This is a genomic window from Aeromonas sp. TS_SC_11 (assembly GCF_057318915.1).
Genome location: NZ_CM170470.1, coordinates 1341349 through 1366623 on the forward strand (window position 1 = coordinate 1341349; position 25275 = coordinate 1366623).

Annotated in this window: 20 protein-coding genes and 1 tRNA gene; 14 read left to right on the forward strand and 7 right to left on the reverse strand. The window is 60.1% G+C overall.

The genetic code is table 11. The features are described 5' to 3' along the window. Positions 1 to 113 precede the first annotated feature (113 nt). The 4 genes from AC1P02_RS06310 to AC1P02_RS06325 form a co-directional block, all read right to left on the reverse strand. Positions 114 to 605 carry an arginine repressor gene (locus tag AC1P02_RS06310; RefSeq protein WP_005318434.1) on the reverse strand — a complete coding sequence of 164 codons (492 nt, stop codon included), beginning with the start codon at positions 603 to 605 and terminating at the stop codon, positions 114 to 116. 201 nt (positions 606 to 806) lie between these two features. Then, a complete protein-coding gene (pyrI, locus tag AC1P02_RS06315) occupies positions 807 to 1271 on the reverse strand; it encodes an aspartate carbamoyltransferase regulatory subunit (protein ID WP_005318436.1) in 465 nt (154 codons plus the stop codon). A 17-nt stretch (positions 1272 to 1288) separates the two neighbouring features. Then, positions 1289 to 2209: an aspartate carbamoyltransferase gene (pyrB, locus tag AC1P02_RS06320; protein ID WP_485184596.1), complete on the reverse strand. Its 921-nt coding sequence runs from the start codon at positions 2207 to 2209 to the stop codon at positions 1289 to 1291. 274 nt (positions 2210 to 2483) lie between these two features. Then, positions 2484 to 3026: a hypothetical protein gene (locus AC1P02_RS06325; protein ID WP_485184598.1), complete on the reverse strand. Its 543-nt coding sequence runs from the start codon at positions 3024 to 3026 to the stop codon at positions 2484 to 2486. A gap of 201 nt (positions 3027 to 3227) precedes the next feature. On the opposite strand from AC1P02_RS06325, the gene AC1P02_RS06330 reads away from it, so the two are divergent. From AC1P02_RS06330 to AC1P02_RS06340, 3 genes are all read left to right on the forward strand, one after another. Then, positions 3228 to 3304: transfer RNA gene (locus AC1P02_RS06330), tRNA-Trp, on the forward strand. A 306-nt stretch (positions 3305 to 3610) separates the two neighbouring features. Next, entirely contained in the window at positions 3611 to 4981 is a 1371-nt protein-coding gene (locus AC1P02_RS06335) for a phophatidylserine decarboxylase associated domain-containing protein (protein WP_485184600.1), read from the forward strand. A gap of 254 nt (positions 4982 to 5235) precedes the next feature. After that, positions 5236 to 7125, forward strand: coding sequence for a methyl-accepting chemotaxis protein (locus tag AC1P02_RS06340; RefSeq protein ID WP_265431045.1), 1890 nt, complete (start codon positions 5236 to 5238; stop codon positions 7123 to 7125). Positions 7126 to 7194: 69 nt separating this feature from the next. Here AC1P02_RS06340 and AC1P02_RS06345 read toward each other — a convergent pair whose 3' ends face one another. Both AC1P02_RS06345 and AC1P02_RS06350 read right to left on the reverse strand, forming a co-directional pair. Continuing rightward, positions 7195 to 7707, reverse strand: coding sequence for a lipocalin family protein (locus tag AC1P02_RS06345; protein WP_276559695.1), 513 nt, complete (start codon positions 7705 to 7707; stop codon positions 7195 to 7197). Positions 7708 to 7722: 15 nt separating this feature from the next. Then, complete coding sequence (locus tag AC1P02_RS06350) at positions 7723 to 8625, reverse strand: AraC family transcriptional regulator (RefSeq protein WP_021140787.1); 903 nt, start codon at positions 8623 to 8625, stop codon at positions 7723 to 7725. 145 nt (positions 8626 to 8770) lie between these two features. Here AC1P02_RS06350 and yqhD point away from each other — a divergent pair, with 145 nt between their 5' ends. The 8 genes from yqhD (at position 8771) to AC1P02_RS06390 (ending at position 19549) form a co-directional block, all read left to right on the forward strand. Further along, entirely contained in the window at positions 8771 to 9934 is a 1164-nt protein-coding gene (yqhD, locus tag AC1P02_RS06355) for an alcohol dehydrogenase (protein WP_165484210.1), read from the forward strand. A gap of 507 nt (positions 9935 to 10441) precedes the next feature. Then, the gene (locus tag AC1P02_RS06360; protein ID WP_021139838.1) at positions 10442 to 11965 is read left to right on the forward strand and encodes a Re/Si-specific NAD(P)(+) transhydrogenase subunit alpha; all 1524 of its coding nucleotides are present in this window, start codon (positions 10442 to 10444) and stop codon (positions 11963 to 11965) included. Between the two features lie 11 nt (positions 11966 to 11976). Beyond that, the gene (pntB, locus tag AC1P02_RS06365; RefSeq protein WP_005318456.1) at positions 11977 to 13461 is read left to right on the forward strand and encodes a Re/Si-specific NAD(P)(+) transhydrogenase subunit beta; all 1485 of its coding nucleotides are present in this window, start codon (positions 11977 to 11979) and stop codon (positions 13459 to 13461) included. Positions 13462 to 13557: 96 nt separating this feature from the next. After that, positions 13558 to 14310, forward strand: a complete 753-nt coding sequence (locus tag AC1P02_RS06370) for a substrate-binding periplasmic protein (RefSeq protein WP_087756971.1) — start codon at positions 13558 to 13560, stop codon at positions 14308 to 14310. A gap of 182 nt (positions 14311 to 14492) precedes the next feature. Beyond that, positions 14493 to 15161, forward strand: coding sequence for a helix-turn-helix transcriptional regulator (locus AC1P02_RS06375; protein ID WP_212541083.1), 669 nt, complete (start codon positions 14493 to 14495; stop codon positions 15159 to 15161). 24 nt (positions 15162 to 15185) lie between these two features. Then, entirely contained in the window at positions 15186 to 16493 is a 1308-nt protein-coding gene (locus AC1P02_RS06380; protein ID WP_485184605.1) for an L-cysteine desulfidase family protein, read from the forward strand. Positions 16494 to 16732: 239 nt separating this feature from the next. Beyond that, positions 16733 to 18133 carry an L-cystine transporter gene (locus AC1P02_RS06385; protein ID WP_485184607.1) on the forward strand — a complete coding sequence of 467 codons (1401 nt, stop codon included), beginning with the start codon at positions 16733 to 16735 and terminating at the stop codon, positions 18131 to 18133. Positions 18134 to 18220: 87 nt separating this feature from the next. After that, on the forward strand, positions 18221 to 19549 hold the full coding sequence (locus tag AC1P02_RS06390; protein WP_485184609.1) for a CoA-disulfide reductase: 1329 nt from the start codon (positions 18221 to 18223) through the stop codon (positions 19547 to 19549). A gap of 218 nt (positions 19550 to 19767) precedes the next feature. On the opposite strand, the gene AC1P02_RS06395 is transcribed toward AC1P02_RS06390, so the two are convergent. Continuing rightward, complete coding sequence (locus AC1P02_RS06395; protein WP_034523948.1) at positions 19768 to 20523, reverse strand: outer membrane protein assembly factor BamD; 756 nt, start codon at positions 20521 to 20523, stop codon at positions 19768 to 19770. A 117-nt stretch (positions 20524 to 20640) separates the two neighbouring features. On the opposite strand from AC1P02_RS06395, the gene rluD reads away from it, so the two are divergent. The 3 genes from rluD (at position 20641) to clpB (ending at position 25251) form a co-directional block, all read left to right on the forward strand. Continuing rightward, positions 20641 to 21621: a 23S rRNA pseudouridine(1911/1915/1917) synthase RluD gene (gene rluD, locus AC1P02_RS06400; RefSeq protein ID WP_005318472.1), complete on the forward strand. Its 981-nt coding sequence runs from the start codon at positions 20641 to 20643 to the stop codon at positions 21619 to 21621. Between the two features lie 135 nt (positions 21622 to 21756). Further along, on the forward strand, positions 21757 to 22506 hold the full coding sequence (pgeF, locus tag AC1P02_RS06405; RefSeq protein WP_485184612.1) for a peptidoglycan editing factor PgeF: 750 nt from the start codon (positions 21757 to 21759) through the stop codon (positions 22504 to 22506). 171 nt (positions 22507 to 22677) lie between these two features. After that, positions 22678 to 25251, forward strand: coding sequence for an ATP-dependent chaperone ClpB (clpB, locus tag AC1P02_RS06410; protein WP_485184614.1), 2574 nt, complete (start codon positions 22678 to 22680; stop codon positions 25249 to 25251). Positions 25252 to 25275 lie beyond the last annotated feature (24 nt).

Here is a 25275-nt window from a genome sequence, read left to right on the forward strand (position 1 = left end):
GTAGAGCAATTTGGGCGGCGTGGGGGAAAACGGAAGGGGTGGGCGATGATACGAGCGGCGCTCAGGCAACAAAAAGGCGACCCGGGTCGCCTTGCTGCATTCAGGGGAGGAGCTCAGCGGGCCTGCTCCAGGGTGCGCACCACGGCGGCGTGGGCCTGACGGGTACGGCTGATATGGCGCGGGGCGACCAGTACAACATCGTTGCCGGCGACGGCGCCCATGATCTCCGGATTGGCGTTGCGATCCAGCAGGCGGGCCACTACGGTGGCGGCGCCCGGTGTGGTGTGGATCAGCACCATCTGCTGGTTATGCACCACTTCGCGCACCATGTCGTGAATGGAGCGGGTGCTGCCGGCGGGTTCCAGCTGGTCGTCCACCAGGGTGTAGACCTTCTTGCCGTTGGCATTCTGGGCCTTGGCCACGCCGAGGCGACGCAACAGACGGGAGATGGTGGACTGGCTGATGTCGGCAAAGCCGCGCATCGATAGCTCGCGGCGGATCTCTTCCTGGGTGCTGTAGCAGTGCTGGCCGATGATCTGGCGACAGGCATCCAGCTGGGCCAGATCGGGCTCTTGTTCAACGGGACGACTGAGGGTTTTGACCACGGCGATTTCCTTTGACGGTGACCGGAGGCTATCGCTCGATATCTGCCATCAATGCTTTTTTATAGCTAAAAATTCTGATGGTAAGACGTGAGGCAGGGAATCAACGATGTTTAGCCTTTATAGGATGGCAAATTATAGCTAAACAGAGAATCTGTGATGTGACAGGGGTCAAAAATGGGCCCATTGGGGCCCACTTGGATATCAGTAACGTTCGCTGACGATGTCCTGGGTGAAGGACTTCTCGCAGTATTTGCACTTCATGCGTACTACGCCCTTCACCTCGCGCACCCGGAAGTAGCTGTCGACCGGCTCGTTGTGGGAGATGCAGTTGGAGTTGGGGCAGTGGAACACACCGGTAATGAACTCAGGCAGTTCCAGCTGATGCTTCTTCACCACGGCGAAGTCTTCGATGATGTTGACGGTCGCCTTGGGGGCGAACAGGGCCAGCTGGTTGGCCTGTTCCGCGGTCAGGCGGGTGTTCTCTATTTTGATGAGATCCTTCTTGCCCAGCGCGCCGGATTTGAGGTTGAAACCGACGGTGATCCGCTCCTGAGTCTCGATCAGCTGGAACAGCTTGAGGATCTTGATGCCCTGGCCGGCGGGGACGTGGTCGATGACGGAGCCGTGACGGATGGCTTCGACTTGCAGTTGATTCTTCTCGGACATGATGTTCCCCTTTTCCCTTAGACGGTTTCGTTCAGTACCAGAGCCAGCAGTGCCTGGCGCGCGTAGACCCCGTTTTCCGCCTGCTGGAAGTAGTAGGCGTGAGGCGTCTTGTCGACCGCCACATCGATCTCGTCGACGCGGGGCAGGGGGTGCAGGATCTTCATGGTGGGTTTGGCCCCTTCCAGGGTCGCCAGCTCCAGCACGAATTTGGCAGCCATGTGCTTGTATTCGGTCTCGTCGAAGCGCTCTTTCTGCACCCGGGTCATGTAGAGGATGTCGAGCTCCGGCATCACCTCTTCCATGGTTTCGTGCACGCTGAACCGTATGCCCTTCTCTTCCAGCTCTTCGCAGATGTAGTCCGGCATCGCCAGCGCTTCCGGGGAGATGAAGAAGAAGCGGCAGTTGAACAGGCTCAGGGCCTGGGCCAGGGAGTGAACTGTGCGGCCGTATTTCAGGTCACCCACGAAGGCCACGTTGAGGCCATCGAGCCTGTCTTGTGTCTCATGGATGGAGAAGAGGTCGAGCAGGGTCTGGGTCGGATGCTGGTTGGAACCGTCACCACCGTTGATGACAGGCACGCGGGAGAACTCGGAGGCGAGACGGGCGGCGCCCTCTTTCGGGTGGCGCATCACCACTGCATCCGAGTAGGAGCCGATGATCTTGATGGAGTCGGCCAGGGTCTCGCCTTTCTTGGCACTGGTGTTGCCGCCGTCGGCGAAGCCGATGATGTTGCCACCCAGGCGCTGGACCGCGGTCTCGAACGAGAGGCGGGTACGGGTAGACGCTTCGAAGAAGCAGCTGGCAATCAGCTTGTCTTTCAACAGGCGGGTGTCGGGCTCGGCCTTCAACCGCTGTGCGGTTGCGACCACCAGTTCCATGTCGGGCCGGGTCAGGTCCGAAATGGAGATGACATGTTTCTTATAGAGTGGATTGGTCATCGTCTGCATTCCCTTTGACATCAATGAAGGTTTTTCGGGCACAAAAAAAAGCCCCTGAAACAGGGGCCTTTTTTAAAAATAACTGGGGATCTGTGGGGCGGGAACCGGAAACAACGGGGCCGCTCTGGTGCGCACCACCCGTCTGCAAGGCTGTTTTCCGAATCAAAAACTGCATCGTCTTGTCCCGACCTTTTTCAAAATCGGACAGATTATAGGGCCGGTTTTTGAATTGTCAAAAATTTATTTCAAAGGCAGGATTTGCGCAGGAAAACGTTTAAGTGGCGTAAACGGGTCGGCAAACCCACACGCTGTGTTCTGTTTGCAGGGGTTGTTGATCTTCGGCCATGGAACGCAGATAGGCGAGTCTGTGATGTCCTTCCAGCAGGCAATAGGGTTGTGGCAGCGGCTGCCCGTCCGGGTAACGGCTATCCGGCACCGTGGCCAGCACTATGATGGGCTCTGACCAGGTGCCTTGCGTCAGCATGTAGTCGCCGAGCCAGGATCGACGTACGTAGCGGTTGTGGCGCAGCATCTCGCCCCAGCGCTCGATCACCTCCATATGACGGGAGCCGGTCTGGGCGATGATCCGCTCGGTGGGCCACTGCTCGCACTCGAACTGGTGACGGGCGAGATCGATAAAGCTCCAGTTGGACTCAAAACCGCGCCAATGACGATAAATCCATTGAGAAAGCACGCTGTGGGGAATGAAGGGGACCTGCGGGGCAACCCGGTCGAGATAGTCGGGCAGGGACTCCGTCTTGCGTTCATCCCTGAAGTTGAGCGGCGCCAGTTGTTGGAGCAATCGGTAATTGAGCATGAACAGCCTCCCGGAACCAATCTTCACCCTACCCCCATTTATGCGGCTTTCCTACCCTGACAAGGCTGTAAATACAGCAAGTTACCCAGTGATGCTGCGCAAATTACTGCAAGTTGCTCGTCATTTGTGCAATCGCATCGAAAGTGAGAAAAAAGCCTTTACCTTTGAACCCGGCTTTGTATAATTCGCCTCGTTTGTTGCAGGGGCGTAGTTCCAATTGGTAGAACAGCGGTCTCCAAAACCGATGGTTGCGGGTTCGAGTCCTGCCGCCCCTGCCATTTTCAGAAAAGCCAGCTCATTGAGCTGGCTTTTCGCATTTCTGCGTTCCCGGTTTTGTTCCCCTGGTTACCTCTCTCTTCCCTGTGTTGCGGCCGTTTCGCGGCAGTTGTCTCGCTTCACATTCAACGCCTGCCTTGACCGCTAGTCGCTATTGCACCAATCCGCCCTGTCGTTTCTGGCAATCGTGCTTCATGGCTCCCTGTGCTACACAAGACGGGCGGTGCCATTGCGCCTTGATGGCACTCAGATAGCCAATGCTCAAGCCGTGGATTGTGGGCGTGAACATCACTTGCGGAGATAGACTCATGAACGAGGCAGTTGAAACCCGACTGAACAAGTCTCGCCCCGGTGGCTGGGTACCCCGGGACAGTGCCCATATAGCGCGCTGGATCCGGCGGATGAAGCACTATGTCGCCAACCAGCCGGGTGAGCTGGTGCCCCCCATCGCCGAGCTGCGGGATCTGGTCAATGCCGATCCCTGGTTGCACGCCCAGGCAGAAGCCATGTTCAAGGAGGCCTGGCGTCACAAGCATCTGACCCCGCTCGGCCAGGTCGAGGTGCGATCCTTCGAGGAGTTTCTGGGGTTGCTCAACGGCATCATGACCACGGCACCCGAGGCATATCAGGATATTCCGACGCACGAACCCTCCGGCCTTATCGGTTTTCCCATCAATGCCCTGCTCGACTGGCCCATGGCGACCCAATCCGGTTATCACTTCTTTGCCAACGCTCTGATCAATCAGCAGTTCAAGAAAATCCTCGATTACTGGGAGCAGTTTCTGCAAAGCCCGGCCTCACGCTATGTGCTGAATGAACCGGTTAGCAGGCTGGATCATGAGACTCTGGTGGTGCCCTGGCTCGGCAAGGCGGCCAAGAGCGAAATGGTCAAGGTGGCCTGCGGGGCCCTGGGGGAAGGGACAAATCCGACACCTGGCAGCTTTGAGCAGATTTTCCAATGTGACCCGTCGGCCGAGTATCACGGTTTCAGTTGCTGGGATGACTTTTTCACCCGTACCTTCCGTCCTGATGTGCGACCCGTTTCGGCACCTGAGGATGACAACGTCATCGTCAACGCCTGCGAATCGGCGCCGCTGCAGGTGAAGAAAGGGGTGAGCCGCAGCGATCAGTTCTGGCTCAAGGGACAGCCCTATTCGCTGGACAACATGCTAGATTTCGACGATCTGGCACCCCGCTTCGATGGCGGCACCGTGTATCAGGCCTTCCTCAGTGCGCTCAGCTATCACCGTTGGCACAGCCCGGTGAGCGGCACCATCCGCAAGGTGCGCGTGGTCAACGGCACCTACTATCTGGAGAACCAGTTCGAGGGCTTTGTCGACCCGCAGGGGGCGGATCCCAGCGCGCCCAACAACTCGCAGCCTTTCCTTACCTCGGTGGCAACCCGGGCGCTGATCTTCATCGAAGCAGACAACCCCAAAATCGGGCTGATGTGCGTGGTGCCTGTGGGCATGGCAGAGGTGTCGAGCTGCGATGTTACCGTGAGGGCGGGGGACAGGGTGAAGAAGGGGGATCCGCTCGGTATGTTCCACTTCGGCGGCTCGACCCACTGTCTGGTGTTCCGCCCTGGGGTCAAGCTGGAGTTCGAGTTTTACGGTCAAACCCCGAGCCTGGATGCCGGCAATATGCGGCTGAATACCGCCATCGCCCGGGTGCGCTAGGTAGGCGCGTGTGACGGGATACAAGACGGGCCGCCTCTCAAGGCGGCCTTTTTGCATCGGTCGGGGCTGCACCGGCAGTGGATCAAGAGGGAAAGGATGAGTGCCGGATGGAAAGGAGCGTTGCCAGGGGAATAGCTACTGATGTATTTAAAATCAAGGGATTGGTATTCATGGAACGGGATTTTCAGTCGATATAGTCCACACAAGGTGTGCAGCTTTGTTTGACGCCATTGAGACAGCCATAAGGATATCCCATGAATCTCTCCCTTCGCGGCAAGTTGTTGGCCACCAGTCTTGGCGTGGTCCTGATCACGGTTTGCCTGCTGGGCATGACCGCCTTCTATACCCTGAAAAACCAGACCCTGAGCGCCATCGACAGCGAGGCGCGCAACTATGCCAGCGCCTACGCCGAGGGGATCGGGAAATGGATGCAGGACAGGCGCGAGAGCCTGACCGCCCAGGTCAATGTCATCGCCAACCACCCGACGTCCGAGCTGGTGCCTCATCTGCAGCAGACCTTGCGATCCGGCGGCTTCGGGTTGGCCTACTACGGTTCCGAGGAGGGGGTGATGACCCGCAACGATCCCTCCCTCAACAAGGGTGACTATGACCCGCGTGCGCGACCCTGGTATCAGGATGCGGTCAAGGCGGGCAAGCTCATCATCACGGAACCTTATGTCAGCGTGACCATGCAGCAGCTGGTGGTGACCCTGGCCGAACCCGTGATGCAGCAGGGCCGACTGGCCGGTGTGGTCGGTGCCAACCTGGCGCTGGAACAGCTCATCAAGGATGTGCTGGCGATGCGGGTGCAGGGGGATGGCTACGCCATGCTGCTGGACAAGAGCGGCCTCATCGTCGCTCACCCGAACAAGGATCTGGCGCTCAAGAAGAGCCAGGATTTGGCGCCTGAGCTCGATGCCAACCGCTTGGTGGGCATGAGTCAGCAGGGCGGCCTGCAGGCGGTGCAGATCGGCGGACGCGACACCAAGATGCTGGTGTTGCCGATCCCCAACACCGACTGGCTGCTGGCCATGGTGATGCATGAGGATGTGCTGATGGCGCCGTTGCAGAGCCTGTTGTTGCAGTTGTCACTCATCAGTGCGGGTCTGATCCTGGTGTTCGGCCTGGTGCTGACCAGCACCTTCAAGTACCTGTTCCAGGATCTGGGCCGGGTGGCAGGGGCGTTGCACGATATCGCCCACGGCGAGGGGGACCTTACAGTTCACATCAACACCCGCAGCAAGGATGAAGTGGGCCAGCTGGCCGAGAGCTTCAACCAGTTTGTGGCCCGCCTGCATGGCATCGTCAGCCGCTTGCGGGATGTGACCGTCGAGCTGGCAGCCCAGTCCCGTACTCAGGCGGCCGGCGCCCTGGCTCGCAGCCAGCGGGTGCGCCAGCAACAGGACGAGATCGTCATGGTGGCGACTGCGGTGACCGAGATGGCTTCTGCGACTCAGGAGATCGCCGGCAACGCCGAGTTTGCGGCCACCACCTCGGGGGATGCGGTCAAGCTCGCCGTTGCGGGCCAGTCCCAGGTTGGCCAGAGCCAGCGCAGCATCACAGGGCTGGCGGATGAAGTGGCCGATGCCAGCCAGATCATCAATGAGCTGGATGCCCATGCCCAGAAGATCAGCGGCATTCTGGCGACCATCAGCGGCATCGCCGAGCAGACCAACCTGCTGGCGCTCAACGCCGCCATCGAGGCGGCACGGGCCGGCGAACAGGGCCGTGGCTTTGCCGTGGTGGCAGACGAGGTGCGGGTGCTGTCCAAGCGTACCCACGACTCCACCGACGAGATCCAGCAGATGATCGAAACCCTGCAGCAGACCACTCGCCGTGCGGTCGGTGGCATGGAGACCAGTCGCCAGCTGGCGGGTACCAGCGTGGAGGATGCGGAAGCCGCCAACCAGAGTCTGTCACTGATCAACCAGGCCATAGGTTCCATCAGCGACATGGCGACCCAGATAGCGGCGGCGGCCGAAGAGCAGACCTCGGTCACCAGCGAGATCAGCCGCAATACCGAGAACATACGCCATGTTTCTCAGGAGCTGGCCGAGCAGGCGGGCGAAGAGGCCACTCAGGCCGCCGAGCTCAAGTCGCTGACCGAGCGGCTGGAGCAGGAGATAGGCCGCTTCCGGCTCTAAACCGGCCAGCAATAACCGGCCAGCAATAAAAAGGGCAGCCCGCGGGCTGCCCTTTTGCATGTCCGCAGGTTATCCGGGCTGCTTGACCCAGATGAGCTTGTCGGTGGCAAAACCCAGCTCTCTCGCCTTGGCGATCAGGGCATCGACCTTGGCTTTCGGCGGGTTGGGGGAGCGGGAGAGGATCCAGAGATAGTCGTGGTTGTAGCTGGTCACCAGGGAGAGCTGGTAATCGGGGTCAAGATCGATGACGTTGTAGCCGCCGTAGAAGGGGCCAAAGAAGCTCACCTTGAGCCGCGCCTCGTCCGGCTTGTCAACGAAATAGGCCTTGCCCTCGGCCTCGCGCCAGCTGCCATCGCTCTGCTTGCCCCGATTGATCACCCTGACGCCACCATCATCACGCAGGCTGTAGCTGGCGCTGACCTCTTCCAGCCCCCGCTCGAAGCTGTGATCCAGACGCGCTATCTCATACCAGGTGCCAAGATAGCGGTCGAGCTGGAAGCCGGTGACGGGACGGATGCCATCGGCCATTCCGGTACAGGCCGTCAGCAGCAGGCCACACAACAGACAGAACAGTGAACGCATAAGTTATCCCTCTTTTTATCCCTCAATGATACGAAGTTGGCCGTCCCGAAAGCGGGAGGCCTGATCGGTTGGCGTGCTGCCGAAATAGCGTTTGTACTCCCGGCTGAACTGGGAGTTGCTCTCGTAGCCGACCTTTGCCGCCGCGGCACCGGCCTTGATGCCGTCGTGCAGCATCATGAGCCGCGCCTTGTGGAGGCGAAACGACTTGATGTACTGCAGCGGCGAGGTGGAAGTGACCGCCTTGAAGTGGTGGTGAAAGGCGGAGACGCTCATGTTCACCTCCCGCGCCAGCTCCTCCATGGTGAGGTTGTCGGCGAAGCGCGACTCTATCATACGCAGCACCCGGGCTATCTGGCCCACATGGTTGTGACGGTTGGCCAGCGCCTGCAGCGCCGGGCCTCCCCCCTCATGCAGCGCGTAGAAGAGCATCTCCCGCACTGTCTGCGGTCCCAGCACCCGGGCGTGGTGGGGCTTGTCCATCAGGTCGATCAGTCGCTCGGCGGCACAGAACATTTCTTCGGACAGGGGGACTGAGTGGACACCGCTCTTTTGCACAGCCGGGGCGGGCAGGGCATCCCCCAGTTCCAGCAGCAGCTCCTGCAGGGTGGCGACGTTGATCTCGAGGGAGAAACCGACAAGCGGTTGCTCGGGGGAGGCAAAACACTCGCACTCACAGGGCAGCGGCAGCGTCATCAGCAGATAGTGGCTGGGATCGTAACGAAACACCTGATCCGCCAGATAGCCCACCTTGTGTCCCTGCAGTATCACTATCATCCGTGGCTGGTAGAGCACGGGGGTGCGACCGTGGTACTCGGTGGTGTAGATAAGGTTTACCTGCTCAACCGGAGAAGCTGTGATGCCGGGAGCCGTGACGTGACGGGTCAGTTTGGCGGCGAGGTCGGTGTAACGGTTCTGCATGGAGTCTCTTTTGTGGTGATTCTGGCGGGTTTGTAGAAATAGGCAAGAATCAAGCAGGATGTTGTCTTGATGGTAGAGGTGGTCTGGAGAAAAATGCAATCACATTTTGCGGCCTGGCCGCCCGAAACATAGAAAGGCAATGTCGATGAACAACTTTACTCTGCATACCCCGACCAAGATCCTGTTCGGCAAGGGCCAGGTTGCCCAGCTTCGTGAACAGCTCCCGAGCGATGCCCGCATCCTGATCACCTATGGCGGTGGCAGTGTGGTGCGTACCGGCCTGCTGGCCCAGATCCGCGACGAGCTGGCGGGCATGACACTGTTTGAATTCGGTGGCATCGAGCCCAACCCCACTTACGAGACCCTGATGGGGGCGGTGGCGCTGGCCCGCGCCGAGCGAATCGACTTTCTGCTCGCCGTCGGCGGCGGCTCAGTGCTGGATGGCACCAAGTTTATCGCTGCCGCAGCCCACTACGACGAGGCCCGGGATCCCTGGCACATACTCGAGACCGTTGGTAACGAGGTGCGCTCCGCCATTCCGCTCGGCGCCGTGCTGACCCTGCCGGCCACCGGTTCCGAGATGAACATGGGCGCCGTGGTGACCCGCCGCAGCACGGGTGACAAGGTGCACTTCTTCTCGCCCTTCGTGATGCCTCGCTTCGCCGTGCTGGATCCCGTGCTCACTTACACGCTGCCGGCTCGTCAGGTGGCGAACGGCGTGGTGGATGCCTTTATCCATATCCTGGAGCAGTACCTCACCTACCCGGTCAATGCCAAGGTGCAGGATCGCTTCGCCGAAGGCCTGTTGTTGACCCTTGTCGAAGAGGGCCCCAAGGCGCTGCTGGAGCCTGAAAACTACGAGGTGCGCGCCAACATAATGTGGAGTGCCACCATGGCCCTCAACGGTCTGATCGGTGCCGGTGTGCCCCAGGACTGGGCTACCCACATGCTGGGTCACGAGCTGACCGCCCTGCATGGCCTGGACCACGCCCAGACCCTGGCTGTGGTGCTGCCCGCCCTGTTGCAGGCCAAGCGCCAGCAGAAGCATGCCAAGTTGCTGCAATACGCAGAGCGGGTGTGGGATCTGCGCAGCGGCAGCGAGAGCGACCGTATCGACGGGGCCATTGCCGCCACCCGTGACTTCTTCGAGCGGATGGGCGTCAAGACTCGCCTGCGGGACTATGGTCTGAGCGAGTTGGGCATCGACACCCTGATCGGCAAGCTGGCGGAGCACGGCATGACCGCCATTGGCGAGCATGGCGATATCGACCTGGTGCAGAGCCAGCATATTTATGAAGCCGCCTGGTAACAGCACAGGGGCAGAACGTCGGGATCGAAACGATTAATTCAGAGGGGTCGGGGCCTGCCATTTGGCGGGTGGCCGGCCCCTTGTCTGTTACAAAACAGTTACTTTTCCTGTTTTCGCCCCGATATCTGTGATCGGAGCAGATTTCGTAAGAACAAAAAGCGCTAAGATAGAGGGCCGGTAAAACATTTTTTTTGACTGGTTGGATCACTTTTTCCAGTGCTTTTTACTGGTATAAGTCGCTAATTTGGTTTGTTTTTTTAAATCCAGGTCCGGGATGGGCTGAATTCTGTACGCGCACCATCGGGACTGCGGTTGTAATAAAACTCCAAAATTTGATACTAATCACCTTCGCGCCTGAGAAGCGGGGGCCTGACCATGACAGGAGGTTGAGGTAAAGCCTACTGATTTTCATAACAAAGGGCCCGTGACCTGCACTTTGGTCATGTCTTGTTTCGCCAGAAATGCGACACTGGGCAGCGATTGTTTATTAACCATCAGGGAATAGTCATGCAGATTGGAATACCGAGAGAGAGTCTCGCCGGTGAGACCCGGGTCGCAGCGACCCCGGCCACCGTTGAGCAGCTGAAAAAGCTCGGCTTCGAGGTCGCCATCGAGGCCGGTGCCGGCCAGCTGGCCAGCTTCGATGATGCCGCCTTCGAGGCTGCCGGTGCCAGCGTGGTACCGAGCGTCTGGCAAGCCGACCTTATCTTCAAGGTCAACGCGCCGACCGATGCCGAGATCGCACAAATTAAAGATGGTGCCACCCTGGTGAGCTTCATCTGGCCTGCCCAGAACCCTGAGCTGGTCAAGAAGCTGTCCGAGCGCAACATCAATGTGATGGCGATGGACATGGTGCCGCGGATCTCCCGTGCCCAGTCCCTCGATGCCCTCTCCTCCATGGCCAACATAGGCGGCTATCGCGCCGTGGTCGAAGCTGCGCACCAGTTTGGTCGCTTCTTCACCGGCCAGATCACTGCCGCCGGTAAAGTACCGCCCGCCAAGGTATTGGTGATCGGTGCCGGTGTGGCCGGTCTGGCTGCCATCGGTACTGCCGGTTCCCTCGGCGCCATCGTCCGTGCGTTCGATACCCGTCTGGAAGTGGCCGAGCAGATCGAATCCATGGGGGGTGAATTCCTCAAGCTGGACTTCGGCAGCGAAGATGGTGCCTCCAGCGATGGTTATGCCAAGGTCATGTCCGATGAGTTCATCGCAGCCGAGATGGCGCTGTTTGCCCAGCAGGCCAAGGAAGTGGACATCATCATCACTACCGCCCTGATCCCGGGTCGTCCGGCTCCCAAGCTGATCACCAAGGAGATGGTCGACAGCATGAAGCCGGGTTCCGTGATCGTGGATCTGGCGGCGGCGACGGGTGGCAACTGTGAATACACCAAGCCGACCGAGTTGTTCGTGACCCCCAACGGCGTCAAGGTGATCGGTTACACCGACCTGCCGGGTCGTCTGCCTGCCCAATCCTCCCAGCTCTACGGTACCAACCTGGTCAACCTGATGAAGCTGATGTGCAAGGAGAAGGACGGCCAGGTTGCCATCGACTTCGAAGACGTGGTCCAGCGCAACATGACGGTGATCCAGGCCGGTGAAGTGACCTTCCCGCCGCCCGCCATCTCCGTCTCTGCTGCGCCGCAGAAGCCCGCAGCTGCCCCGATCAAGAAGGCCGAAGCGAAGCAGCCCTCCAACAAGAAGTTCGTGTTCGGTGCCCTTGGCATCGCCGCCTTCGGTTGGGTGGCGGCCGTGGCACCTGCTGCCTTCCTGTCTCACTTCACCGTATTCATCCTGGCCTGCGTGGTCGGTTACTACGTGGTGTGGAACGTCTCCCACTCCCTGCATACGCCGCTGATGTCGGTCACCAATGCCATCTCCGGCATTATCGTGGTCGGTGCCCTGCTGCAAATTGGTCAGGGTTCTACGCTCGTCACCGCGCTCTCGTTTGTCGCCGTGCTGATTGCCAGTATCAACATCTTTGGTGGCTTCACAGTCACCCAGCGCATGCTGAAGATGTTCCGTAAGGATTAAGGGGGTTTAACGTGTCTCAAGGACTGGTAACAGCATCCTATATCGTTGCCGCCGTGCTCTTCATCCTCAGTCTCGCGGGACTGTCGAAGCAAGAAACGGCCAAGCATGGCAACTTGTTCGGTATCGCGGGTATGGCCATCGCCCTGCTCGCTACCGTATTCAACCCGGAAACCAGTGGCGTGCACTGGATCATCCTGGCCATGGTGATCGGCGGTGCCATCGGCGTGCGTCTGGCTCTCAAGGTCGAGATGACAGAGATGCCCGAGCTGGTAGCCGTGCTGCACAGCTTCGTGGGTATGGCGGCCGTGCTGGTGGGCTTCAACAGCTTCATCGACTTGCACCCGTCTGCGCCGGCCGAGGTGGTGGTGTCCGTCGGTTCCAACCTGGATGCGACTCTGGCTGCTGCCCGGGCGGCGTTCGAGCAGGCGGCCAGTGTCGCCCAGGTCGAGCACCTCTCCGGCGCCATGCTGAACATCCATCTGGTGGAAGTGTTCCTGGGCGTCTTCATCGGTGCCGTGACCTTCACCGGTTCCGTGGTGGCGTTTGGCAAACTGCGTGGCCTGATCTCTTCCAAGCCGCTGATGCTGCCCCATCGCCACAAGCTGAACCTGCTGGCCGTGCTGGCCTCTCTGGCGCTGATGGTCTACTTCGTCAATGCCGGTGGTTCTACCTTCGCCCTGTTGGTGATGACCCTGATCGCCTTCGCCTTCGGCTGGCATCTGGTTGCCTCCATCGGTGGCGCCGACATGCCGGTCGTGGTCTCAATGCTCAACTCCTACTCGGGTTGGGCGGCGGCAGCGGCGGGCTTCATGCTCTCCAATGACCTGCTGATCGTGGTGGGTGCCCTGGTAGGTTCCTCCGGTGCCATCCTGTCTTACATCATGTGCAAGGCGATGAACCGCTCCTTCATCTCCGTCATTGCCGGTGGCTTTGGCTCCGATGGCGTGGCCTCCACGGCCGACCAGGAGATGGGCGAATACCGCGAAACCAGCGCCGAGGAAGTGGCTGATCTGCTGAAGAACTCCAGCTCCGTCATCATTACCCCGGGCTACGGCATGGCGGTGGCGCAGGCCCAGTATCCGGTGGCCGAGATCACCCAGAAGCTGCGTGATCGCGGCATCAAGGTGCGTTTCGGTATCCACCCGGTTGCCGGTCGTCTGCCAGGCCACATGAACGTGCTGCTGGCGGAAGCCAAGGTCCCGTACGATATCGTGCTGGAAATGGACGAGATCAACGACGACTTCAACGATACCGATGTGGTATTGGTGATCGGTGCCAACGACACCGTCAACCCGGCTGCGATGGAAGATCCGGGCAGCCCGATCGCCGGTATGCCGGTGCTGGAAGTGTGGAAGGCGCAGAACGTCATCGGCTTCAAGCGCTCCATGAACACTGGTTATGCCGGTGTCCAGAACCCGCTGTTCTTCAAGGAGAACACCCAGATGCTGTTTGGCGATGCCAAGGCCAGCGTCGAGGCCATCCTGAAAGCGCTGTAAGCGTCGGCCAGGAAAGACAAAAGGAGGCTTCGGCCTCCTTTTTTATTACTCACTTTTTGGTATATCCTCAGCCAATGCATGGATGGAGATCACGGCATGATGTGGCGTAAAGGATGGATCCTGCTCTGCCTCTGGTGGGGATGGACGGTACAGGCGAACGAACAGCCGAGCCTGACTCTGTTGACCGAGTTGTGGCCGCCCTATGTGATGCGGCTGGACGACGGCAGTCTGGGGGGCGCCGATCTGGAGCTGGCCCGCAAAGTACTCACAAAAATGGGCTATCGCACCACAGTCAAGGTACTGCCCTGGAAACGGGTGCTGCAGGAGGCCAGATTCCAGAACGGGGATGCCATCGTCGATGCCTTCTTCGAAGAGCGGCGGCTGGAGTGGCTGCACTATCCGGATGAGCCGCTCTCCCAGAGTGGCGAAGTGATATTTTTCCCCCTGAACAAACCCGTCGACTTCCAGAGCCTCGCCAGCCTCAAGGGGCTGCATATCGGCACCCAGGCGGATTATGCCTATGGCGAAGCCTTCCTCACCGCGACCGAGTTCACCCGCTTTCCCATGACGGGAGAGAGCAACATGATCAAGCAATTGCACATGATGATGGCGGGGCGGCTCGATGCTGTTGTGATGAACCAGAGGGTGGGGTTGCATCTGCTCAAGGGGCAGGGGTTGCAGGATCTGGTGGGCCATAGCATCAAGACGGTGACCGACAACAACCGCAACTTTCTCGCCTTCACCCATAAACCCGGCCACGAGCGCCTGGCCTATCAGTTTTCCCTCGCCCTCAAAGCCTTCAAGCAGACCCCCGAGTATCAGGCTCTGCTGACCCGCTACGGGCTCTGAGGCGCGGCCAAGTCCCGTTTGTTGAGTCGTGTCACCAGGCGGGTCCTTTTGTTGTGCTCTCGTTCACAATCTGTGGCACTTTGCTGCCACTTGGGCATAATGCCTGCGCAAAAACCGATGCGGCTCAACTTTATTTGAGTCTTATTGCTTTAGCGTTACCCCAAGTTGACTGGATGACTCCTATGATGCAGGCCACCCCATTACGCCAAGCCAGTGCGTTGACCGATGAAGAGCGCCACCTGATCGCCAGCTTCGAACCTGCCGTGGAGGCGCTCTCCGCCCTGTTCGGCCCGGGTTGTGAAGTGGTGCTGCACGCTTTTGACAGCCTGCACGCTTCTGTCATCAAGATCGCCAACGGCCATATCACAGGCCGGGAAGAGGGGGCACCTGTCACCGACTTTGCCCTCAACAAATTGCAGAGCGCCGCAGGCAGCCAGTGGAGCAGCTACTTTTCCCGCACCCGGGAGGGGGGGCTGCTCAAGTCTTCCTCCATCACCATCAGCAACCGGGAGGGCAAACCCATCGGCATGCTGTGCGTGAACTTCAGCCTGGAGACGCCGCTCGGGGCCCTGCTCGATACCTTCTCGCTGCCCGCTGCGCCAGCGCCCCTCAACAACGAGACCTTTGCCAGCTCGGTTGACGATCTGGTCGCCCAGGTGATCCACAAGGTGGATCAGGATGCGAGCCTCGGCAGCAGCGTGCGCAACAAGGCGATCGTGCACCGGCTCTACGACATGGGCATCTTCGAGATCAAGGATGCCGCCCAGCTGGTGGCCGAGATGCTCGGCATCTCCCGTCATACCGTCTATCTGCATATCCGCAACCGCAAAGCGGATCTGAACGAACAATAACAGCCCGATCGTGGGCGCCAGAACATGAGAAACACAGCAATGAAAGCACAATGGATCGACTTTATTACCCTGCTCAAGCGTGAAGTGGTGCCGGCCCTGGGCTGCACCGAGCCCATGTCGGTGGCGCTGGCTGCTGCCAACTGCCGCAAGCTGCTGGGACAAACGCCGACCCGTGTCAGCGTCTGGGTCAGCGGCAACCTGTTCAAGAACGGCATGGGGGTCGGCGTGCCGGGTACCGGCATGATAGGTCTGCCGGTGGCCGCCGCCGTCGGGTTCACGGGGGGCAACCCGGATGCAGGGCTGGAAGTGCTCAATACCCTGACCCCGGCCCAGGTGGAAGAGGCCAAGGGGCTGTTGCCCATCATCAAGGTGGACGTGAAGGATGTGCCGGATGTGCTCTACGCCGAGGTACTGGCCGAGGTGGAGGGTCACAGTGCCCGTGTGGTGATCTGCACCGATCACACCCGCATCGTCTTGATGGAGCTGGATGGTGAAGTGCTGATGGAGCAAAACAGTGCCCCGGGCGTGCAGATCCAGCCCGCCAAGTCTGACAAGCCCGCCATGACACTGCGCGAAATCGTGGCGTTTGCGTTGGAGGTGCCGCTGGCGGAGATCGACTTCATCGGTGCCGCCGCCACCATGAATCAGGCGCTGGCGGATGAAGGGCTGCAGGGTTACGGCCTGCGCATCGGCAAGATCCTGACCGAGCAGGTGGAGCGCAAGCTGCTCTCGGACGATCTGATGACGCTGGCCATGCGGCTCTCCTCCGCAGCCTCCGATGCGCGGATGGACGGTGCCATGCTGCCTGCCATGTCCAACTCCGGCTCCGGCAATCAGGGCATAGCCGCCACCATGCCGGTGGTCGCCGCCGCCCGCTTCCTCAAGGCGAGCGACGAGCAGCTGACCCGGGCGCTGGTGATGAGCCATCTGGTGGCCATCTACATCAAGACCCATCAGAACAAGCTGTCGGCCCTCTGCGCCGCCAGCACGGCTGCCATGGGGTCGGGGGCTGCCATCACCTGGCTGCTGGGCGGCCAGTTCGAGCAAATTAGTCACTGCATCAACAACATGATCGGTGACGTTTCCGGTATCATTTGTGACGGCGCAGGCAGTGCCTGCTCCATGAAGGTCTCTACCTCCACCTCGGCGGCAGTCAAATCGTCGCTGATGGCCATCAACAATCTGCACGTGCCCCAAAGCGAAGGCATAGTCTCCGACGACGTGGACGAAACCATCGCCAACCTGGGTCGCCTCTCCAAACTGGGGATGCTGGATACCGATATCGAGATCATCAACATCATGCGGGCCAAGCAACAAGGCAAGGCCCAGTGATGCAAGGGGTGGCGCAGGCCACCCTCTGTTTTTCCGTCTGCTGACGCCACTCCGGCCACGGAGCGTCCGATGCGGTCGATGTCAGGGAGGTGCCTGCCCGGCATGTCCCGGTTTTGCGTCACCCCGGTTGCACCGGGGGACGTGCCGCCACGATGCGGCGAGTTTCAGGGAGGAGTGTGCGTACCGGGCACTCGTCCGTACACCTCGGGCCCGGCCCGATTATTTTGGGGAATATCGTCATGACTCTTAGCGTTATAGGTAATCTGGCCATTGCGGCCATCTTGCTGCTGTTTCTCTATCGCTTGCAGCAAAAACATGTGAGCTTCACCCGTCGGGTGTTTGCGGGTCTGGGGCTGGGCATACTGTTTGGTGCCGCCTTGCAACTGCTCTACGGGGCTGGTGCAGGGGTCATAGGCCAGACCATCGACTATCTGGATATCGTCGGCAGTGGCTATGTGAAGCTGCTGCAGATGATCATCACGCCGCTCATCATGGTCTCCATCATAGGGGCCATCCTCAAGCTTAATGGCGGCACTGCCCTTGGCAAGATCAGCGCCATGACCATAGGGGTGCTGATCTTCACCACCATGCTTGCCGCCGGCGCAGGCATACTGATGTCCAACCTGTTCGGTCTGACTGCTGAAGGGCTCACCGCCGGTGCCGCCGAGACCGCCAGGGGCGCTGCATTGCAGACCACCCTCGGCAGCGTCGAAAGCATGTCCTTTGCCAAGATGGTGCTGGAATTCATTCCGGCCAATCCCTTCCTCGACATGACAGGTTCGCGAAAGACCTCCACCATAGCCGTGGTGATCTTCTCCATTTTCATCGGTCTGTCCGCCACCGGCATAGCCCGCAAGAAACCCGAGATCTTCGAGAGCTTCGGCCGCTTCATGGAGGTGGCCCACGTCATAGTGATGCGGATGGTGACTCTGGTACTGCGCCTCACCCCCTATGGCGTGCTGGCGCTGATGGCCAAGGTGGTCTCCGGCTCCAACTATGCCGACATCCTCAACCTGCTCAACTTCGTCATGGCTTCTTACGGCGCCATTGCCATCATGTTCGCCGTGCATCTGCTGCTGGTGGGGCTGGTGGGGATCAATCCGCTGCGTTTTCTCAAGAAGATCATGCCGGTACTGGCATTTGCCTTTACCTCTCGCACCAGTGCGGGCTCGATCCCGATGAACGTGCAGACCCAGACCAAGGCGCTCGGCATTCCAGAGGGGATCGCCAACTTCGCCGCCTCCTTCGGCTCCACCATCGGCCAGAACGGCTGCGCAGGTATCTATCCGGCCATGCTGGCGGTGATGATAGCTCCCACTGTGGGGGTCAATCCCATGGATCCCGGTTTCATCATGACGCTGATCGCCATCATCACTGTCAGCTCCTTCGGGGTGGCCGGGATAGGTGGTGGTGCGACGTTCGCCGCCTTGATCGTGCTCTCAGCCCTGGACTTCCCGGTGGCGCTGGCGGGCCTGCTCATCTCCATCGAGCCGCTGATCGACATGGGCCGTACCGCCCTGAACGTCTCCGGTTCCATCACTGCGGGCACTGTCACCAGCCGCTTGCTGGGCGAGACAGACATGCAGGTGTTCAACAGCGAGCGCGCAGTGTGTCTGGACGGCGAAGAGTCCACCATCTGACCCGCTTGCCAGGGCAGGAGCCAGCCCCTGCCCATCGATAGACCAGAGGGAGGGCATGCCCTCCCTCTGCCATTGAAAGGAGAAAGTATGAGAATCCTGATCATAGGTGGCGAAGCCGCTGGTATGAGTGCGGCGGCCAAGGCCCGCCGTCTGGCCAAGGATGCTGAAATTGTGGTGTATGAGGCGTCCGAGGTGATCTCCTTCGGTGCCTGCGGCCTGCCCTATTTTGTCGGCGACGAGTTTCAGGAGCCGGGATACATGGCCGAGTTCACCCCCGAGCAGTTCGCCGCCAAGGGGATCGAGGTCAAGACGGGCCATAGGGTGCTGTCGCTCGATGCCAGCGCCGGTACTGTGCAAGTGGAGCACCAGGGTGATGTCTTCACCGACACATACGATCGTCTGATGGTCGCCACCGGTGCCCGTGAAGTGATGCCCCCCATTCCCGGCCTGCAGCAGCAAGGGGTGTTCGGCCTGCGCCGCATGGCCGACGGTCTGGCGCTGAAGGGGGCTGTGCAGGACAAGCGAAATACCCGGGCCCTGGTGATCGGCTCCGGCTTTATCGGACTTGAAGTGGTTGAGGCGCTGGTGCATCAGGGTAAAGAAGTGCGCCTCATCGAACTGGCGGATCGGGTCATCCCGGATGCCTTCGACAACGAAATCACCCGGCACATCGAAACCGAGCTGCGCGAGCAAGGGGTCTGTGTCCATCTGGGTGAGCGAGTCGAGGCTTTGCTGGGGGATGGCAGGGTGACCGGCGTGCGTACCGACAAGGGAGAGTATGAGGCCGATATAGTGGTGGTCTGCACCGGGGTCAAGCCCAACACCGAGTTCCTGGCCGACACCGGCATCAAGCGGCTGGCCAATGGTGCCATCGAGGTGGACAAGCAGGGCCGCACCTCGCTGGCCAACATCTGGTCGGCTGGCGACTGCGCCAGTGTCTGGCACAGCGTCAAGCAGCAGCAGGTCTATGTACCGCTCGCCACCATAGCCAACAAGCTGGGGCGCATGGTGGGCGAGAACCTGGCCGGGGCCGAGCAGGTGTTCCCGGGCACGTTAGGCTCTGCGGCGCTCAAGGTGCTGGGGCTGGAGGCGGGTCGCACTGGTCTCTCTGAGCAAGAAGCCCAGGCGATGGGCATCGATTACCGCACCGTCGTCATCAAGGACAAGTGTCACACCAACTACTGCCCAGGCCAGTCCGATATTCACGTCAAGCTGGTCTACGAGGCGGACAGCAAACGCCTGCTGGGGGGCCAGATCCTGGGTCGCAAGGGGGCGGTACACCGCATCGATGCGCTGGCGGTCGCCATCACAATGGGGGTCACTACCGAGCAGCTCGGCATGCTGGACTTTGCCTATGCGCCGCCTTTCTCCCGCACATGGGACGTGCTCAATGTGGCGGGCAACGTCGCCAAATAAAAAGCGAGGGTATGACGACACTGCATATATGCGCCGTCTCTCTCCTCCCGCACCTGGGATGTACTCAATGTGGCGGGCAATGTGGCCAAGTAGCTGACTGAAGATGGCGGCGCGTACACGGCGCTGTCATGCCAGTTGCACTCTGCAGGTAAATTGCAGACATAAAAAAACCGATGCCTGGGCATCGGTTTTTGTTGCTACCGGTCTAGCCGTTTCACTCAGCCGCGACCGAGGCGGTTATCCGGGTAGTTCTTGGCCAGCACTTCGCGGGCATGCTGAGCTAGGGCCGGCATCTTCAACGTGTCGTAAGACTCGACCATGATCTCCAGCGCCTTTTCGGTTTCAGCCGTGTCGGGATAGGTCTCGACAATCAGCTTGGCACGGTTGGCGGCGGCGATCAGAGCATCACGCTTCACGTAGTACTCGGCCACGCTCAGATCGTAGCGGGCAAGGCGGTTCTTCAGGCCGATCATGCGAGCACGGGCATCGGCGGCATAGACGCTGTTGGGATAATTCTGCAACAGTGTCTTGAAGTCCTGGAAGGCCTGACGGGCATAAGAGGGGTCTTTATCGTCCCGATTGATGCCCAGGAAGTCCTGGAAGAAGTTGTAATCGCCGGCCATGTTGGTCAGACCGCGCATATAGAACACATAATCGATATTTTTATGCGCCGGATTGAGGCGGATAAAACGGTCGATATTGGCGATCGCCTGAGCGGTATCGTCCTGTTTGTAATAGGCGTAAATCAGGTCAAGCTGAACCTGGTTGGAGTAGGCGCCGAAAGGATAGCGCGAGTCCAAAGCTTCCAGTAACTCGATAGCATTCACATAGTTACCGGCATCCAGCTTGAGGCGTGCTTTCTGGTACAGGGTCTCCGGCGGTTCGTCGGGTACCTTGGGTTTTGTGCTGGAACAGCCTGTGATCAAGGTAGCGACCAAGGCGAGTGACATCAGCAGGTGAGACTTCTTTCCCATCAACAACATCCGGTCCATTTCCACGAAATTGGCAAAGTATCCGTTATGCTTGGCTAAAAGAAAAGCTAGAATACCCGGATTATTTCGAATTGATACCCCCCGCTCAAGAGACCATACATGAGCCAGCATATTGAACTGACAGGCGAATTTCAGGATCACCAATTCGGGCAGCGACTCGACCAGGCCCTGGCCGAATTGTTTCCAGACTACTCCCGAACCCGCATCAAGGAGTGGATTTTACAGGACAGAGTGACCCTGGACGGTCAGGTTGCGAACACGCCGCGCGAGAAGGTACTTGCCGGGCAACAGGTGCATGTAGATGTCGAGCTGGAAGATGACACCCGCTGGGATGCCCAGGACATAGCACTCAACATCGTCTACGAAGATGAACACATTCTGGTGATCGACAAACCGGCCGGTCTGGTGGTTCACCCGGGCGCAGGCACGCCGGATGGCACCATTCTCAACGCCCTGCTGCACCGTTATCCCGACATCGCCGAGGTGCCTCGCGCCGGTATCGTGCACCGTCTGGACAAAGACACCACAGGTCTGATGGTGGTGGCCAAGACGGTACCGGCCCAGACCCATCTGGTGGAAGCGCTGCAGGCGCGCCAGATCACCCGTGAGTACGAAGCCATCGCCATCGGTCACATGACCGCAGGTGGCACGGTAGATGCCCCCATAGGTCGTCACCCTACCCAGCGTACCCATATGGCCGTGGTGCCCAATGGCCGTCCTTCCGTGACCCACTATCGGGTACATGAGAAGTTCCGTGGCCACACCCGTCTGCGTCTGCGACTGGAAACCGGTCGTACCCACCAGATCCGCGTACACATGTCTCACATCAAGCATCCGCTGGTAGGGGATCCCGCCTACGGTGGTCGTCTGCGCCCGCTGCGCAATGCGACACCCGAGCTGACCCTGGCGCTGCGTAACTTCAACCGTCAGGCGCTGCATGCCACCATGCTGCAACTGGCTCACCCCATCACGGGGGAAGTGATGCAGTGGCACTCGCCCACGCCGCAGGACATGCTGGATCTGATGGAAGTGATGCGGGCCGATACCCTCGCCAATCCGGATGATTTGGTCTGGAACTGATGAGCTGATAAACAAGGCTGTCCGCGACGGTTTCTGCCGTTGCCCGGCCTTGAAGCATGCCTGAAACGGGGCTCCTTGACTGGCAACAGCGAAGGAGCCCCGTTTTTATATGTAGAAATGTGAGAGGAGCCTCAGATGAAATGGATCGAACCCGACTGGCCGGCACCGGCTCGTGTCAGAGCGCTGTCGACCACCCGGGATGGCGGTGTGAGCCAGGGTGTCTTCGCCGGTCTCAACCTGGGAGCCCATGTGGGTGATGAAGTGGCGCGGGTTGAGGACAATCGGGCCCGCCTGCAGCAGGCGGCGCAGATCCCCGGGTCCCTCAGCTGGCTCAATCAGGTGCATGGCACCGCAGTGCATCAGGTCAGCAAGCAGTATGATGTCGTGCCGGATGCCGATGCAGCCTGTGCCCATGAGGCGGGGTTGGCTTGCATAGTGATGACAGCCGATTGCCTGCCGGTGTTGTTCTGTGACAGAGCCGGCACTGTCGTGGCGGCAGCCCATGCCGGTTGGCGCGGATTGTTGGGCAATGAGCAGGGTGGCGTACTGGAAGCCAGCATTCAGGCCATGGGGTGCAATCCTGCCGATATCCTCGCCTGGCTTGGCCCCGCCATAGGCCCCGGGGCCTTCGAAGTGGGGGGCGAAGTGCGCGACGCCTTTATGGCGCAGCAGGCCGAAGCAGAAGCTGCATTCGTACCTTCATCCAACGAGGGGAAATGGCTGGCGGATATCTACTTGCTGGCCAGGCTGCGGCTGGCCCGTGCCGGGGTCGGCGCCGTTTACGGTGGCGAGTACTGCACCTTCGGCGATGGCGAGCGGTTTTACTCGTATCGCCGCGATGGCCAGACGGGCCGCATGGCATCACTTGTCTGGTTGGCACAATAGCCTGTGCCCGGCTCTTTTCTCCGGAAAAGGGCCGGGATCCAGCCCATCCCCGCCTTGCAGAAAAAATAACCAGCCCCTGCCCTTGAAATAACCCGTACGGGCCTCATCTTTCTTGTCAGAAAGTTATGTTGTTTGCCGCGCAAGCGGCGTCTGCCTTGAAGGGGGAGTGCAATGCGCCTCGATCGTCTTACCAGCAAATTCCAGATTGCTATTTCCGATGCCCAGTCTCTTGCACTGGGTCGTGATCACCAATTTATCGAACCCGTCCATCTGATGACAGCGCTGGTCAATCAGGATGGCGGCTCCATTCGTCCACTGCTCACCCTGACCGGGATGGACATCAATACCCTGCGCTCACGCCTGGGGATTGAGCTGGATCGACTGCCCAAGGTGAGCGGCGTGGAGGGCGATGTTCAGCTCTCCAGCGGCCTCGGTCGCCTGCTCAACGTCTGTGACAAGCTGGCCCAGCAGCGCAAGGATCAGTTCATCTCTTCCGAGCTGTTCGTGCTGGCGGCCCTCGACGAGAAGGGCAACCTGGGTGAGCTGCTGCGTGCCCAGGGGCTGACCAAAGAGAAACTCGAAGCTGCCATCGACAAGGTGCGTGGCGGCAGAAAGATCGATGATGCCAACGCCGAGGAGAATCGCCAAGCGCTGGAGAAGTACACCATAGACCTCACGGAGCGGGCCGAACTCGGCAAGCTGGATCCGGTGATCGGTCGCGACGAAGAGATCCGCCGCACCATACAGGTGCTGCAACGCCGGACCAAGAACAACCCTGTGCTGATCGGTGCCCCCGGCGTCGGCAAGACCGCCATTGTCGAAGGGCTGGCCCAGCGCATCATCAACGGTGAAGTGCCGGAAGGGCTCAAGAACAAGCGGGTATTGTCGCTGGATATGGGGTCCCTGGTGGCCGGTGCCAAGTATCGCGGCGAGTTTGAAGAGCGGCTGAAAGCTGTACTCAACGATCTGGCCAAGGAGGAGGGCAACGTCATCCTCTTCATCGACGAGCTGCACACCATGGTCGGCGCCGGTAAAGGCGAGGGCGCCATGGATGCGGGCAACATGCTCAAGCCTGCGCTGGCCCGTGGCGACCTGCACTGCGTCGGTGCCACCACGCTGGATGAGTACCGTCAGTACATAGAGAAGGATGCAGCCCTCGAGCGCCGCTTCCAGAAAGTGCTGGTGGAAGAGCCGAGCGTGGAGGACACCATCGCCATACTGCGCGGCCTGAAAGAGCGTTATGAACTGCACCACCATGTGCAGATCACCGACCCCGCCATTGTGGCGGCAGCCCAGCTGTCTCATCGCTATATCGCGGATCGCCAGCTGCCGGACAAGGCCATCGACCTCATCGACGAGGCCGCCGCCAGCATTCGTCTGCAGATTGACTCCAAGCCGGAGTCTCTCGACCGGCTTGAGCGACGCATCATCCAGTTGAAACTGGAGCAGCAGGCGTTGATGAAAGAGGATGACGATGCCAGCCGCAAGCGGTTGGATCTCATCAGCAAGGAGATTGGCGAAAAGGATCGGGAATACAACGAGCTGGACGAAGTGTGGAAGGCCGAGAAGGCTGCCCTCGCCGGTACCCAGCACATCAAGGCGGCGCTGGAACAGGCCCGTCAGGATCTCGATGTCGCCCGTCGTGCCGGCGATCTGGGCCGGATGTCAGAGCTGCAGTACGGCCGTATCCCCGAGCTGGAGAAACAGCTGGATCTCGCCACCCAGGCAGAGATGCAGGAGACCAGCCTGCTGCGCAACCGCGTCACCGACGTAGAGATAGCGGATGTGCTGGCCCGCTGGACCGGTATTCCGGTGGCACGCATGCTCGAAGGGGAGCGTGACAAGCTGCTGCGGATGGAAGATAAGCTGCACAGCCGGGTGATCGGTCAGGAGGAAGCGGTCGAGGCCGTCTCCAACGCCATTCGTCGCTCCCGTGCCGGGCTCTCCGATCCGAACCGGCCCATAGGTTCCTTCCTGTTCCTCGGGCCGACCGGGGTGGGCAAGACAGAGCTGTGCAAGGCGCTGGCCGAGTTCCTGTTCGATACCCAGGATGCCATGGTGCGGATCGACATGTCCGAGTTCATGGAGAAACACAGTGTGGCCCGTCTGGTGGGTGCACCTCCCGGTTACGTGGGTTACGAGGAGGGGGGTTATCTGACCGAGGCGGTACGCCGTCGTCCCTACTCGGTGATCCTGCTCGACGAAGTGGAGAAGGCGCACCCGGATGTGTTCAACATACTGCTGCAGGTGCTCGATGATGGCCGTCTGACCGATGGTCAGGGTCGCACTGTCGATTTCCGCAACTCTGTGGTGATCATGACCTCCAACCTGGGGTCGGATCTGATCCAGGAGCACCACTCCGAGAAGGATTACGACGAGATGAAGGCCCTGCTGATGGAGGTGCTGACCCGCAGCTTCCGACCGGAGTTCATCAACCGGATCGATGAGACAGTGGTGTTCCATCCGCTCGGCGAGGATCACATCAAGTCCATTGCCCGCATCCAGCTCAAGAGCCTGATGGGTCGTCTGGAGGCCCAGGGTTACGAGGTGGAGGTGAGCGAGGCGCTGCTCGAGAAGCTGGTGCATGCCGGGTTCGACCCCGTCTACGGGGCACGGCCCCTCAAGCGGGCGATCCAGCACAAGGTGGAAAACCCGCTGGCCCAGGCACTGCTCTCCGGTCGCATCGTTCCCGGCAAGAAACTGCTGCTGGGGGCCGACAGCAACGGCCTGACCATGACCCAGTAATGGGATTGTCGATGAAAAACGCAG